The organism is Polynucleobacter sp. MWH-UH23A (assembly GCF_040409805.1).
In the GTDB taxonomy this organism is placed as follows: Bacteria; Pseudomonadota; Gammaproteobacteria; order Burkholderiales; family Burkholderiaceae; genus Polynucleobacter.
In genome coordinates, this window is the sequence record NZ_CP099572.1 from 1,233,195 (window position 1) to 1,247,443 (window position 14,249).

Consider the following 14,249-nt stretch of genomic DNA (forward strand, 5'->3'; position numbering starts at 1 on the left):
TAGGAGTCTTTATGCGTAAGTTTTTTGCCTTATTCATTTTTGCGTTTACTTGTTTTACAACTCAAGCAGCTATCGCTGGTCCGAGGGTGGAATTTAAAACCACGATGGGCAACTTTGTTGTCGAATTAGATGATGTTAAAGCCCCCAAAACTACAGCTAACTTTCTGAACTACGTGAAGAGCGGTTTTTATAATGGCACCATTTTTCATCGTGTTATTGATGGCTTCATGATTCAAGGTGGTGGCTTTACACCCAACCTTGTACAAAAGCCTACTGATGCACCAGTTGTGTCTGAGGCAAATAATGGACTCAAAAATAATACCTACACCATTGCCATGGCTCGTACCTCTGATCCAGATTCTGCAACCGCTCAGTTCTTTATTAATGTCAAAGACAATGAGGGTCTGAACTACCCGAACGCTATGGGCAATGGCTACACTGTATTTGGCAAGGTAATTTCTGGCACTCAAACGATTGATGCTATTCGCAAGGTGCCTACTATGGTCGCCCCTGCGCCACGCATGGGCAGAATGGCTGACGTACCAACCAAGCCAGTTGTGATTGAGTCAGCCGCCATTCTTAAGTAAGGGGTAGGGTAAGCGTCATGATTTTGCTTGATGACGCGCAAAGCACGGCCGCCAATCCATCCAGTCGAGTCTATGACGCGCTCTTAAATTATTGGTGCGCTCTTCCTAGTGGCGATCCGGAAGCCGATCTTCGAGCAGTCAACGATTGCTTAGAAGAAATATCGCTTGCATTAAGCAAAGGGCAATATCTGGTTGCTGCTTTCGCATATGAAATGGGTCGGTTAGTCCATCGTCTTCCGCAACCTAATCAAGAGTCACAGGAAGCAACAAACCCTCACCCTCTGATTGAGGTTTGGGCTTTTAAGGATTACCAAAAGCTCTCTAAAGAGCAAATGGATAGCTACATTGCGACTGAATTAAAAGCATTATCAAATATGGAACAACTCTCCGGGATAATGCATCTTGAAGACTCCATGGATGAAACTCGCTTTTGCGAAGATATCGAGAAGATACAAGAATATATTCGCAGCGGCGATAGCTATCAAATTAACCATACCTATCGCATCAATGGCAATGTCTACGGCGCCCCATTAGCCCTTTACAGTCGTTTGCGTAAGCGCCAGCCAGGACGATTTGGCGCCTATATTGCAAAAGACAATCACTACATACTCTCACAGTCGCCAGAATTATTTATTGAACGCCAGGGAAATACTTTAAAAGCGAAGCCCATGAAAGGCACTGCTAGCGCCCTATCAGATACAGCGAACTCCTTATCAGACGACCCCAAGAATCAGGCAGAAAATGTCATGATTGTGGATCTATTGCGTAATGATTTAAGTCGTATCTGTTTACCCAATACGGTGAAAGTACCTCATTTATTTCAGGTGGCCAGACATGGCGATGTATTGCAGATGACCTCCACTGTGCAAGGACAAATAAAGCCAGAAGTAAGGCTGTATGACATTTTGAACGCTGTTTTTCCTTGTGGCTCTGTTACAGGCGCGCCCAAGAAACGCAGCATGGAGATTATTCAGGAGCTTGAACAGTCCGATAGAGGCTACTACTGTGGCGCCTTGGGGTGGCTAGATCCGAACGGCGACTTTGCTTTTAGCGTTCCCATTAGAACCATTGAAATAGAGAGGGATTCACCATCTCAATCAATGAAATTTACCCTAGGCGTTGGTGCTGGCATCACGATTGATTCCGATGCGAAACAAGAGTGGCATGAGTGTCATATTAAATCCGCATTCTTAACGGAGCTACCAAGCAATACTGGAATATTTGAAACAATTGCCGTTCTAAATAAGACACCTCAACGACTTGAATCACACTTAGATCGAATGCTAAGCTCGGCAACCGCTCTACGCATCCCCTTTGATAAAAAGAAGGCTCAGGCAGTTGTTTTGAATGCATGCGCCTGCTTGGATCAAGATCTTCTCACGCGCTTAAGACTTGACCTTGCCGTCAACGGCGATTTAAGCACTCAATGCGCTACTCTTGATCAAATTAATGAACCGGTCAAGATTTTTTGGGCAAAAGATATTCTGACAAGCGACTGCGTCATGAATTCTGGCAACCCTCTATTAGCGCATAAAGTCAGCGATCGAGATTTGTACGATGCAGCCTGGCAGCAAGCTGTGAAGTTAGGTGGATTTGATGCACTTTTTGTGAATGAAAAAGGCTTTGTTACTGAAGGCGGGAGAAGCAGCATATTTATCAAGCCCCCTATTGGTAATGAATGGCTTACACCACCCCTTTCTGCAGGAGTGTTGCCTGGAGTCATGAGAGAGGCTTTACTCTCCGACCCTAGCCTTAATGCCCGTGAAGCCAACCTGACTATTCAGGATGTCTTAATGGCGAAAGAGATTATGCTTAGCAATGCCCTTCGAGGCGCCATTAAAGCCCATTTCTAGAAAGTATTCATGAAGTACTGTCCCAACTGCGCAACCAAAATCACGGTAAAAATACCAGCCGATGATTCGCGTGAGCGACATGTGTGTGAAGCATGCGGAAGCATTCATTATCAAAACCCTAGAAACGTTGTTGGTAGCATTCCTATTTTTGGTGACAAGGTTTTACTTTGTCGCCGCGCTATTGAGCCTCGCCACGGTTATTGGACGCTACCTGCTGGCTTTATGGAGTTGGGTGAAAGTACTAGCGATGGTGCCGCTCGCGAAACATTTGAAGAGGCTGGCGCAATTGTTCAAATTGGCCCGCTCTATTCATTACTGAATGTCCCCCATGCAGAGCAAGTGCATTTGTTTTATCTCGCAACCATGAAGACGCCTGATTTTTCAGCTGGAGAAGAGAGCTTAGAAGTCGCTTTATTTGATGAAAAAGAAATTCCATGGAGCGATCTTGCCTTTCCAACGGTGAAGCAGACTCTTGAGTGGTTTTTTGCTGATCGCGCTTCTGGAGCGTTGAATAGCGAGTTTAATGTGCGCAGTCGAGACGTCTTGCGCTCCGAGAAAATCTAAATCATTTGGATTGCCTAGTAGATGAGTCAAATTTCTTGGCTTGGTCCCCATGACTCCTTTCCCAATCCTCTGCTAACCCCAGACCCAGACCAAAGTGTTCCTGGTCTGGTTGCAGTTAGCGAGCGTATTTATCCCAACCAATTACTGAAGGCATACAAGCTAGGTATCTTTCCATGGTACTCAGATGAACAACCAGTACTGTGGTGGTCTCCTGACCCACGAATGGTTTTAAAGCCCAATGATTTTCACTGTAGCGAGTCCCTTAAAAAAAGTATTCGTCATTTTTGCCAAGATGCCCAATCTGCGCTTTTGGTTGATGCAGACTTTGGAGCAGTGATCCGTGCATGCGCAACAAGCACTCGCAAAGATCAAGATGGCACCTGGATCACCCATGAAATCATGGATGCCTACGCCTCCATTCATGAGCAAGGCTATGCTCACTCAATTGCTATTATGGAAAACGGTGCAATGATTGGTGGCTTATATTGCGTTGCTATCGGCACCATGGTTTACGGAGAATCAATGTTTAGTCGCAAGCCCAATGCATCCAAGCTAGCCCTAGCGGCACTGAGCGCTTGGTGCATTCAGAATCACGTGGCAATGATTGACTGCCAACAAGAAACAAGCCACTTACGCTCAATGGGCGCTAAACCCATACCACTTCTAGACTTTTTACAAGAACTGCAAGCTTCTGTAAATCAATCTAATATTGTTAAACCCTGGAAATTTGATAAGCAAATATTGACGCACTGGTTATGACACGCTTAAAAGAGCTACCCCTCACAACCTTACAGTTTTATGCGACTGCACCCTATCCATGCAGTTACCTACCTGATAAAACTGCACGCTCACAAGTTGCGACGCCATCCCATTTGATTCATGCGGATGTGTATAACGAACTCATTCATGCTGGCTTTCGTCGGAGCGGCTTGTATACATACCGGCCGTATTGCGATTCATGCAAAGCATGCATTGCTACACGTGTTCTAGTAAATCAATTTAGCCCCAACCGTAGTCAACGGCGTGCTTGGAAGAAACACTCTGGTCTTCAAGCATCAGTTTTGAATCTTGGGTATCAAGAAGAGCACTACCAGCTATATCAACGTTATCAAAATGAACGTCACTCTGGTGGCGATATGGATAGCGACGATCAAGATCAGTACATGCAGTTCTTACTGCAAAGTAGAGTTAATTCACGTATCGTCGAATTTAGGGATGGTCGGAACGACCCCCATCCAGGCAGATTGCGCATGGTCAGCATGATTGACATTTTGGAGCATGGCATCTCTTCGGTATATACCTTCTACGATGCATCTGATAGTGCGGCTAGCTTTGGCAGTTACAGCATCTTATGGCAAATTGAGCAAGCACGAATACTGAATCTACCCTACCTCTACTTGGGCTACTACATCAAGGACAGCGAGAAGATGTCCTATAAAGCAAAGTATCAGCCGATGGAGGGACTCATAGAGGATCATTGGCAGAAGCTGACTGGTTCATAATATCTGCCATGATCGATCGCTACTCACTTTTACGTCCCTGGCTCTTTTGCTTAGACCCAGAGCAAGCACATAATCTCACGCTTACCAATTTAGATCGCGCGCAACGTTGGGGTTTGCTGGATAAATTAGTTAGCAAGCCAATTGCTGATCCCCAACGTGTTTGTGGAATAAATTTTCCAAATCCGGTTGGCTTGGCTGCAGGCTTAGATAAAGACGGTAAGCACATTGACGCATTGGCCGCTCTCGGCTTTGGCTTCTTAGAAATTGGCACTGTTACTCCCCGGCCTCAACCAGGTAATCCCAAGCCTCGTATGTTTCGCCTGCCTGAAGCTCAGGCCATTATTAACCGTATGGGCTTTAACAATGATGGTGTTGAGGCTTGCGTTGCCAGAGTACGCAAATCTCGTTACTGGCAAAGCGGTGGCGTACTAGGGCTCAATATTGGCAAGAACGCTAACACCCCTATAGAGGAAGCCTCCAATGATTACGTGATTTGCATGGAAGCAGTCTACGATATCGCGACTTACATCACCGTCAACATTTCATCACCTAACACCAAAAATCTTCGTGCGCTTCAAGGCGAAGATATGTTGCGCAACCTCCTTCGCAATCTTGATGATGCAAGAAAACGCTTGAGTGATCGCACCAGCATTCGTAAACCTGTATTTCTAAAAATCGCGCCAGATCTTGATCAAGATGATATTCATTTAATTGCCGATTTATTAGTTGAGTTTGGTATGGATGCCGTCATTGCTACCAACACAACTATTGCTCGCGATGCGGTTCAGGGCATTGAACATGGAGATGAAGCAGGCGGTCTTTCAGGAGCACCCGTTCGGGCCGCATCCAATGCCGTCATCAAATCCCTTAAAGCTCATCTTGGCGACCGCCTACCTATCATCGGTGTTGGCGGCATTCTGTCTGGCGCAGATGCCAGGGAAAAAATTAGGTCTGGAGCTAGCCTCGTTCAAGTCTATAGTGGCTTAATCTACAGGGGGCCCGACCTCGTCAACGAGTGCGCAAAAGCCTTAAGAAGCGCCTAATTTGGGTTTTTAGACTCACCCCTGCCCCAAGCCACCCCAATTTTGGACGTGTACATCAGTAAAAACTGATTTCACAATATGCAATATGGCCTGAAATCGCTACAATAGGCCCTATGAATACCAGCAAATCTGTCAAAGACTCCAAAAATACTGGGGAGGTTGCTAAGACTGCCATCCAAGTAGTTGATCGGATGATGAATTTGCTCGACGCCTTGGCGGAGCATGAAGAATCATGCAGCCTTAAAAGCTTGGCGGAACAAACTGGCCTTCATCCTTCCACGGCTCACCGCATTTTGAATGACATGGTTGCCTGTCGCTTAGTTGAGCGAGGAGATGGTGGCACCTATCGCCTAGGACTTAAGTTATTGGAACTAGGAAATCTAGTTAAAGCCAGACTTTCTGTTCGCGAGGCAGCACAAGGGCCAATGCGCACCCTTCATAAACTAACTGGTGAGACCGTAAATCTCTCCGTGCGCCAGGGTGATGAAATCGTTTATGTGGACAGGGCTTATAGCGAACGTTCAGGAATGCAGGTTGTTCGCGCTATTGGTGGTCGCGCGCCCCTCCATCTCACCTCAGTTGGAAAACTCTTTTTAGCAAGCGATGATGCCAATCAGGTTCGCGCCTATGTCACCCGTACAGGACTATCTGGTCACACTCGCAATAGCATTACCGATTTAGCGAAATTAGAAACTGAACTAAATCATGTCCGCAGAGTTGGTAGTGCCCGCGATGACGAGGAATTGGAGCTTGGAGTTAGCTGCCTTGCTGCGGCTATATTGGACGATACCGGTAAATTAGTCGCAGGATTATCCCTAAGCGCCCCCACTGACCGTATTCAAGCTGATTGGTTGCGATCACTACAGGATACTGCCCTACAAATCTCTAAGGGCATGGGTTACAAACCCAAATCAACCGAGCCAGGCAGCTCGGTCTAAGCAATCTTCTTTACATCAAACGACGTATTGGCTGAGCGCCTGATGGCATACGCTCATACCAATCGCGCACACGAACCGCATCGGCAAAACGTGACTGCGTTCCTACAGAATCCAAGAAGATCAATAACAAGGGTGTATTGTTAATTCTTGCTTGCATCACCAAACATTTTCCAGCAGCATTAATAAAGCCTGTTTTTTGCAAACCAATATCCATATCACCGGATCGCACTAAACGATTGGTGTTCATAAACTTTTGAGGACGCTTTGCAATCACCATCGTTAAATCCGGCCAAGTGGAATACTCTCGTATCAATTTGTATTGATACGCTGCATTCACCATGCGGGTTAAATCTTCTGCGGTAGCGACATTTTCACTAAGCAATCCGGTTGGATCGGCAAAGTGAGAATGATCCATCCCTAATTCTTTAGCCTTGCGATTCATGGCATCAACAAAGGCGGGTATACCGCCTGGGTAGTTGCGCCCCAAAGTGTATGCAGCGCGATTCTCAGAGGACATGAGAGCTAAATGCAATGCATCCTCACGAGACATTGCCGTCCCTTCGGCTAAACGAGAGCGACGATAAATATGCGCATCTTCAGCGTTAATGACAATTGTTTCATCTAGAGGCAATTTAGAATCCAAAACTACCATTGCTGTCATCAACTTTGTGATCGATGCAATTGGCAAACTTACTTTTGGGTTCTTTTCAAAGTAAACCTCTTTGGTGTCTTGGTTAACCACCATCGCAACGCTTGATTTCAAACTCAGATCATCATGCTGTCCACGCAGACCGAGTGCTGTAGCAAATGAAGGTGGTGCGGCTACTTCCGGCGCATTTGCGCGGGTTACTGTAACACGAACTGTTTTGGGTTTTTTGGGAGACTTAACTACAACCTTATTGGTCTTGGTTTGCTTATCTTTATCTTTGCTGGCAGCATAGGCTGGCGCAACGGACGCACCACAAGTAAGAGCAAAGATCACAGAAAACAAGCAAATTCGATTCAAGCGCATCCCAAAAAGACCTTCAAATAACTTTCAACATACGGAATGATAAATACTTTCTAGACCAATAAAGGAATTATTCCGCCCCCAATTTCGCCCTTTATTCAGCAATGGTAGCGACTGTATTGTTTTGACGGGCATTCACGAGCACCACGCCGGTCATCGTTAGGCACAATCCTAGGGCCATCATGAGCGTAAATGGCTCATCAAATAAGAACCATGCCATCAGAGCCGTAGTTGGCGGCGTTAAGTACAAGAGACTCGTTACCTTGGTTGCCGCACCCTTGCGAATCATCATGAAGAGTAGACTAATTGAACCAATCGATAGAGGGAAAACAGCCCATAGCAGAGCCGTAATGACCGAGGCATTCCAGACCATTACCCCGCTCTCAAAGAAATACATACAAAAGAAACATAAGACAGCCGATACACCAAATTGAATTGAGGAACCGGCTCGCAAATCAAAAACTGGGCAATATTTCTTTTGGTAGAGCGTGCCAAATGTGATCGACAGCAGCGCAATAAATGCGAGCACATAACTTGCAAACGGAATGTGTGCAAAACCAATCTTTTCTACCACCACTAAGGCAACGCCGGCAAACCCGAAACATAAACCGATCCATTGGCGTGGCGTGACCTTCTCTGAGATCCATGCCGCAAACCATGCAGTTAATATTGGTTGCAATCCAACAATAATTGCCACCAATCCAGCTGTCATCCCAAGCCTGACGGCAAACCATACACCAAGTAAATATCCAAACTGCAGCAAAATGCCCGCAATCGCAATATGTTTTATCTGCGCCCAACTGGGCCAAGTGATGCGCCAGACCAAACTCAAGGCAATCATCGCCGCTAGCACCCCACTAAAGCGCCAAAATAGAAAAGTCGCTGGTTCAACGTATGGCATGGCTAGACGCGCAATCACAAACCCTGTACTCCAAATCAACACAAAAATGGGTGCAATAAAACTGTCTAAGCCTGGCTTCATGAATAACTTACTGAAAATATTGAATTTTTTAACTTAATCTCTCATTTTAGGCTTTTTCAAATGGACCCCGCCGATAGCCAATCCATATCTACAGACCTTAATGAATGATGCGACGCAATATACAGGCTTTATAATTGTCCGCATAAGTTAGTTGATCCAATTTCCTCAAAGGGTCATACTGAAACAAGTAGCCTAGCCCAAAGAAAGGGTCTGAAATGAACTTAACTCCAGAACAAATCGCAGCAGCACAAAAAGCCAACTTAGAAACCCTGAGCGGCTTAACAAATCAAGCGTTGCAAAGTATCGAGAAATTAGTTGAACTCAATTTAGCAATTGCCAAGCAGAGCTTGAGTGATAGCGTCAACAATGCCAAGAAAGCATTGGAAGTAAAAGATATTCAACAGCTCCTCGCCCATCAGGCGGAAGCAGTTCAGCCTATCGCCGAGAAAATTATTTCATACAGTCGTCATCTCTATGAATTGGCCCATGAAACCCAAGATAGCTTCACAAAGTCAGCTGAGAAAGAATTTGCCGCTAATCAAAAGAAAATGAATGCATTAGTTGAGGAGTGGACCAAGAACGCGCCTGCTGGTTCCGATGCTGCTGTACAAGCTCTGAAGCAAGCGATTGCCTCAGCGAATAATGTATTTGAAACGAGCCAAAAGGCGGTCAAGCATGCCGTTGAAGTTGCGCAAACAAATATCAACACCGCAGCAGACGCTGTTACAAAAGCTAGCAAGAAGAAGTAAACACGGGATCATTCTTCGAGGATGACCTTATGAGAAAAGCCCCGAAATTCGGGGCTTTATATTTTGGCAACTCCACCGATGCTAGGTTGCATGGACTCGCCGTGCAATTCGGCTAAAGACTTTTCGGGCATTACCCTCGAAAATCATTTTCTTTTCATGCTCATTTAAGGAGCTGACAGCCTCTACATAGCGACGGGTATCGTCGAAATAATAGCCCGTACTTGGATCGATGTCTTTTACTGCTCCAAAAGTTTCTGAGGCAAACAAAATATTTTTTACAGGAATGACTTTAGTCAGCAAATCAATTCCAGGCTGGTGATAGACGCAAGTATCAAAATAAATATTATTGAGAAGCTTGTCATTAATATCATGGATATTCATATCCTTTGCCAACCCTCTAAAACGCCCCCAATGATAAGGCACTGCCCCACCACCATGAGGAATTAAAAATCGCAGCTCAGGAAAACGTTCAAATAGATCTGAGCTCAAGCATTGCATAAAAGCTGTAGTGTCAGCATTTAAATAGTGCGAGCCTGTCGTATGAAAACAATCATTACAACTCGTACTCACATGAATCATCGCGGGAACATCCAAATCAACCATCTCTTCATAAATAGGATTCCAAAAGGAATGGCTTAAAGGTGGGTCACGCCAATATCCCCCCGAAGGATCAGGGTTGAGATTAATTCCTACAAACTCATATTCATTAATGCATTTGCGCATTTCGGGTATGCCGGTATGAACGTCAACTCCTGGTGACTGAGGAAGCATCGCTGCCCCCACAAAATGCTCAGGAAAGAGTTGCGTCACTCGATAACAAAGCTCATTACAAATTGCGGCCCAAGTAGCCGAGGTATTGAAATCGCCTAAATGATGTGCCATAAAACTGGCACGTGGAGAGAATATGGTTAGGTCAATTCCCCGCTCTCGCATTCTGGCTAATTGATGGGTTTCGATCGACTCCCGAATTTCATCATCGCTAATTTTCAAATCGGATATTTTAGGCCCAAGCTCAGGGGTATTCAGATTAGCGAGCTGTGCATCTCGCCAAGCTTGCAGGGCTTTTGGCGCCGTAGTGTAGTGGCCATGACAATCAATAATCATGCTATTGCTTTCTTCAAAATAGAGGCCAAATTAATTGGGTGCAAGACCTTGAATACCCGATCGTCGAATGATTTCCTGAAGCTTGCCAGTAGATTCCATTCGATCGATAAAATTATTTAACAGTGAGTCCGAAATTGCGCGCGACTTTGGAGTGCCCAGCGCCAAGTATTCATAACCAATTACCGCAGGTAAAACCTGAGACTTTGGAATCGACCCAGCCATTTCAAAAAGAATTGCTTTGTTTGTAGAAAATCCATCTAGCTCACCTGACTTGAGCATAGCAATAGCACTCTTAGTGGACTGAGTTGCCACTAGAGTTGCGTTAGGAATGATTTTTGGTAACTCTGACTGGGAATTGCTACCTACGCTGTAACCAATCCTGACATTTCGATGATTGATTTCAGGAATTGATTGAAGCCTACTATGGGGGCTAATCAAAAAGCCTTTCTCGATCCTGATGACCGTCTTTGAGAATTGAATGAACTGAGCGCGATCAGCGCTGGCGTTAGTAAATACCAAATCAACAGAACTATTCTTGATCGCAGCCAATACATCCGCATTTTTTTCAAACACAACAGGGTCATACCCCACTTCCAATTGAGCCGCTAGATTTTTTCCTAATTCATAACCGATGCCACGAGGCTGAGTGGGGCCATCAAAATCTAGGACTGAAGTCGGAGAACCTTTATATAGACCCATGCGTAATGCCCCTTGCGGAGTTAATAAGTCCGCAGATGAGCTAGCGCAAGCGACCAGAACAAGACTTGCAAATAATATGCCCAGAATTTTTAGCCTTGTTAGGACATTCATCTTATTCAATATTGATTAATCAGGTTGTATGTTTGCGTCACGCACTAGCTTTTCATAGCGCTTACGTTCTGAGTTCAGGTAAGCGGTAAATTGCGCTGTTGTTCCAGGGCTAACTTCACCTCCTACTGAACTTAAACGCTCAATCATTTCTTTAGATTGAAGTGCTTTTTCTACCTGAGCATGTAACATTTTCACAATAGTATTGGGTGTCTTAGCTGGAGCAATTAAGCTGTACCATACTGAAGCTTCAAATCCAGAAAAACCAGATTCTGCAATAGTTGGCACCTCCGGAAACAAAGGTGAGCGCTTAGCGCTCATGACGGCAATAATTTTGAGCTTGCCACTCTTCACTTGAGGTGCAACTTCCAGCATATTGACGGCCACTAAGTCTAACTGCCCGCCAATCACGTCTGTAATTGCAGGAGAACCACCTTTATAGGGTACATGCTTTAATGAAATTCCAGCCGCCTGCTCGAAAAATTTCATAGCCATGTGTGGGGTAGCTCCATTACCTGGAGTGCCATAGGTGATGTAATCTGGATTGGCTTTTGCAGCTTTGATCAGATCAGATAATTTTTGATATTTACTATCGATTGGAGCCGCGATGACTACCGGGACTCGTCCAATCATAGCGATTGGCGTAATATCTTTATCCACATCAAATGGCTGGGGTTTATACAAGGACATATTTGCAGCTAAAGCATTGGCCGCAACCATCAATGTATATCCATCTGGTGGACTATCAATTAATTGCCTGACGGCAATATTGGTCCCAGCACCAGGCTTGTTCTCTACTACGATTGGTTGACCCAAACTGGTCGATAAGCTCTGCCCTAGCGTTCTTGCGACTAGATCGACAGCGCCTCCTGGCGCATAACCAACTAGCACTTTAATTGGTTTATTGGGATAGTCTTGCGCTAGAGCATTTGATACCCAGAAGGTAGTCAGTGATATGGATACCATCAACATCAGTTTTTTCATCATTGCTTATTCCTTTGGGGCTCCTGACATTTTGACAATTCCTTCATAGCGTTTGATTTCGGATTGAGAAAACTTGGTGAAGTCATTTACCGAACCACCATCCACTTGGGCTCCGATTCCCTGCAAGCTCTTACGTACCTCAGGATCTTTGAGGACTTTATTGAATGCCGCGTTTAACTTTTCAGTTACGTCTTTCGGCGCACCAGCAGGCAGCATGACTCCGTACCATGCATTAGCCACCATTGGTACACCAAGCTCCTTTAGGGTTGGTACATTAGGTAACTCCGGAATACGTTTATCGGCGGCTACTCCCAATGCCTTTAATTTGCCAGCTTTGATATTGTTTAGCGAACCAGTATCGAGCATCATGTCGATATGACCAGCCATTAAATCTAGCGCTGCTGGACCACTACCTTTATAGGGCACGTGACGAATATCTAAACCCGTCACTGTTTTAAACTGCGCTCCCGCCAAGTGCTGGGAAGCTCCAATGCCTGCAGATCCATAGGTGTACTTCCCAGGATTCTGTTTTACATCTGCCAATAAGTCTCTCAGGCTATTCCAAGGTGATGATTCTGGAACCACCATGATGTTGGGTATGGTGCACACCAAAATCACTGGTGTGAAATCTTTTGCTGCATCAAAACCCTGATTAGCAAATAAGTGGGGACCTGCGGCATTCGTTGAGCTAGTCGCCATCAACATAGAGTAGCCATCTGGCCTGTCTTGTAAAAATGCTTGGGTGCCAATATTACCTCCAGCACCACCTTTATTTTCGACAAAGACACTAACGCCAAGCTCTTTTGATAAGGGTACTGTCAGTATTCTCGCCACCTGATCTGTTGCCCCACCCGGCGGCCATGGCACTAGGAACTTAATCGACTTGTCGGGATAGGCAGCGAGCACCTGGAAAGACAAGACAGCGAATATTACCGCCCAAAGCCCCCTGATTTTCATAGCACGCCTTTTTGCTTTAGGCTGATATCAATCCACGCATAATCATATTGATCATCTAAGATAGATTGAATGGTATTCCGCTCTGTTAGTTCTTTTTCCTTACCCAGAAGAGCGCCTTCTAATGCTAGCTCAGGTGGTAAAGCGATAATGCCATCACTATCGCCCAAGATAATGTCACCAGGGTTAACAGTCATCCCACCAATGGATATTGATGTATTAATAGAACCAGGCCCGTCTTTGTATGGGCCGCGCATATTGACGCCACGCGCCCAACAGGGAAATTGATGGCGCTCAAAAGCATCCACATCACGAATAGCGGCATCAAATACTGCGCCAATAGCTCCTCGTGACTTCGCTACCGTCATCATGATTTCGCCGAATAGTGCCCGCGATACATCTCCACCGCCATCCACAACCAACACATCGCCCGGCCGCAAGATTTGCAAAGCCTTGTGAATCATTAAATTATCGCCAGATCGAACGCACACAGTAACTGCGTTTCCACAAACGGATACAGGCGACTTATTCACCGGAAGAATACCGACAGCACCTATAGTTCTGCCAAGAACATCACTCACTACCGAAGTAGCTAAACCAGTTAATGCTGCAATACCTTCTTTATGAGCCTCTTTACGAGGATGAATTGCGTAACCATGGGTCATTGTGTCTTCCTTATTTTTCCTTTTATCGACCAACTCAACCGTAATTGCCAGTGTGAGCTAAGATCTGTTCTTTAGTAAAAATATACCCTACTCGGAAGCGCAATCCTTAAAAATCAACATGCCAAAACTTCTAACCCGAGATGAACTAATATCCTTGGCAAGCACTAAGCACCAGGAAAAGTGTCCTGAATGCCAATCTTTGAATTGCGAGGGTTGGGAAAGTGTGCCTGGGGGTTATGAAACTAAGATTTTGGAGTGTATTGGCACGCTAAGGACTGAAGACGGCTCTGAATGTTGGGAGGAATACCATCCAGATGGAACCGATCTTTGGTCCAAGGATGCTCCAATTGCCATCGAATTTCATCCTTATAACAAATCAGATGTATATCAGTGTAAAAACTGCGCCTCTATATACCTTCGTTACTTGGAAGCGGGAGGCTACTATGTCGATGAGCGCATACGAGAATTAAAGACAAAACTCATTTCATAAAGTCCGTATAAAGTAAAA

Annotated in this window: 16 protein-coding genes; 9 read left to right on the plus strand and 7 right to left on the minus strand. The window is 45.3% G+C overall.

Annotation, left to right across the window (positions count from 1 at the left end):
• The first annotated feature begins 11 nt into the window (after nucleotides 1–11).
• The 7 genes from NHB35_RS06490 (at nucleotide 12) to NHB35_RS06520 (ending at nucleotide 6,487) form a co-directional block, all read left to right on the plus strand.
• Nucleotides 12–587, plus strand: a complete 576-nt coding sequence (locus tag NHB35_RS06490; RefSeq protein WP_353431570.1) for a peptidylprolyl isomerase — start codon at nucleotides 12–14, stop codon at nucleotides 585–587.
• A 17-nt stretch (nucleotides 588–604) separates the two neighbouring features.
• A complete protein-coding gene (locus NHB35_RS06495; protein ID WP_353431571.1) occupies nucleotides 605–2,440 on the plus strand; it encodes a bifunctional anthranilate synthase component I family protein/class IV aminotransferase in 1,836 nt (611 codons plus the stop codon).
• Nucleotides 2,441–2,449: 9 nt separating this feature from the next.
• On the plus strand, nucleotides 2,450–3,004 hold the full coding sequence (locus NHB35_RS06500; RefSeq protein ID WP_353431572.1) for an NUDIX hydrolase: 555 nt from the start codon (nucleotides 2,450–2,452) through the stop codon (nucleotides 3,002–3,004).
• A 21-nt stretch (nucleotides 3,005–3,025) separates the two neighbouring features.
• A complete protein-coding gene (gene aat / locus NHB35_RS06505; protein WP_353431573.1) occupies nucleotides 3,026–3,763 on the plus strand; it encodes a leucyl/phenylalanyl-tRNA--protein transferase in 738 nt (245 codons plus the stop codon).
• Nucleotides 3,760–4,506 carry an arginyltransferase gene (locus tag NHB35_RS06510; protein ID WP_353431574.1) on the plus strand — a complete coding sequence of 249 codons (747 nt, stop codon included), beginning with the start codon at nucleotides 3,760–3,762 and terminating at the stop codon, nucleotides 4,504–4,506. The genes aat and NHB35_RS06510 overlap by 4 nt, the downstream gene beginning before the upstream one ends.
• Nucleotides 4,503–5,549 (plus strand): quinone-dependent dihydroorotate dehydrogenase, encoded by a 1,047-nt coding sequence (locus tag NHB35_RS06515; RefSeq protein WP_353433413.1) that lies wholly within the window; start codon nucleotides 4,503–4,505, stop codon nucleotides 5,547–5,549. The genes NHB35_RS06510 and NHB35_RS06515 overlap by 4 nt, the downstream gene beginning before the upstream one ends.
• 113 nt (nucleotides 5,550–5,662) lie before the next feature.
• Nucleotides 5,663–6,487 carry an IclR family transcriptional regulator gene (locus NHB35_RS06520; protein WP_353431575.1) on the plus strand — a complete coding sequence of 275 codons (825 nt, stop codon included), beginning with the start codon at nucleotides 5,663–5,665 and terminating at the stop codon, nucleotides 6,485–6,487.
• Nucleotides 6,488–6,497: 10 nt separating this feature from the next.
• Here NHB35_RS06520 and NHB35_RS06525 read toward each other — a convergent pair whose 3' ends face one another.
• Both NHB35_RS06525 and NHB35_RS06530 read right to left on the minus strand, forming a co-directional pair.
• Entirely contained in the window at nucleotides 6,498–7,499 is a 1,002-nt protein-coding gene (locus NHB35_RS06525; protein ID WP_353431576.1) for a serine hydrolase, read from the minus strand.
• Nucleotides 7,500–7,590: 91 nt separating this feature from the next.
• Complete coding sequence (locus NHB35_RS06530; RefSeq protein WP_353431577.1) at nucleotides 7,591–8,478, minus strand: DMT family transporter; 888 nt, start codon at nucleotides 8,476–8,478, stop codon at nucleotides 7,591–7,593.
• Between the two features lie 215 nt (nucleotides 8,479–8,693).
• Here NHB35_RS06530 and NHB35_RS06535 point away from each other — a divergent pair, with 215 nt between their 5' ends.
• Nucleotides 8,694–9,227: a phasin family protein gene (locus NHB35_RS06535; protein ID WP_353431578.1), complete on the plus strand. Its 534-nt coding sequence runs from the start codon at nucleotides 8,694–8,696 to the stop codon at nucleotides 9,225–9,227.
• A gap of 81 nt (nucleotides 9,228–9,308) precedes the next feature.
• Here NHB35_RS06535 and NHB35_RS06540 read toward each other — a convergent pair whose 3' ends face one another.
• From NHB35_RS06540 to NHB35_RS06560, 5 genes are read right to left on the minus strand one after another with little or no spacing between them, the layout of a single operon-like run.
• Nucleotides 9,309–10,331 carry an amidohydrolase family protein gene (locus NHB35_RS06540; protein ID WP_353431579.1) on the minus strand — a complete coding sequence of 341 codons (1,023 nt, stop codon included), beginning with the start codon at nucleotides 10,329–10,331 and terminating at the stop codon, nucleotides 9,309–9,311.
• 30 nt (nucleotides 10,332–10,361) lie between these two features.
• Nucleotides 10,362–11,141: a transporter substrate-binding domain-containing protein gene (locus NHB35_RS06545; protein WP_353431580.1), complete on the minus strand. Its 780-nt coding sequence runs from the start codon at nucleotides 11,139–11,141 to the stop codon at nucleotides 10,362–10,364.
• A 15-nt stretch (nucleotides 11,142–11,156) separates the two neighbouring features.
• A complete protein-coding gene (locus tag NHB35_RS06550; RefSeq protein WP_353431581.1) occupies nucleotides 11,157–12,125 on the minus strand; it encodes a tripartite tricarboxylate transporter substrate binding protein in 969 nt (322 codons plus the stop codon).
• Nucleotides 12,126–12,128: 3 nt separating this feature from the next.
• Nucleotides 12,129–13,079, minus strand: a complete 951-nt coding sequence (locus NHB35_RS06555; RefSeq protein WP_353431582.1) for a tripartite tricarboxylate transporter substrate binding protein — start codon at nucleotides 13,077–13,079, stop codon at nucleotides 12,129–12,131.
• Entirely contained in the window at nucleotides 13,076–13,741 is a 666-nt protein-coding gene (locus NHB35_RS06560) for an RraA family protein (protein ID WP_353431583.1), read from the minus strand. The genes NHB35_RS06555 and NHB35_RS06560 overlap by 4 nt, the downstream gene beginning before the upstream one ends.
• 118 nt (nucleotides 13,742–13,859) lie before the next feature.
• Here NHB35_RS06560 and NHB35_RS06565 point away from each other — a divergent pair, with 118 nt between their 5' ends.
• Nucleotides 13,860–14,231 carry a hypothetical protein gene (locus NHB35_RS06565; protein WP_353431584.1) on the plus strand — a complete coding sequence of 124 codons (372 nt, stop codon included), beginning with the start codon at nucleotides 13,860–13,862 and terminating at the stop codon, nucleotides 14,229–14,231.
• Nucleotides 14,232–14,249: the final 18 nt, after the last annotated feature.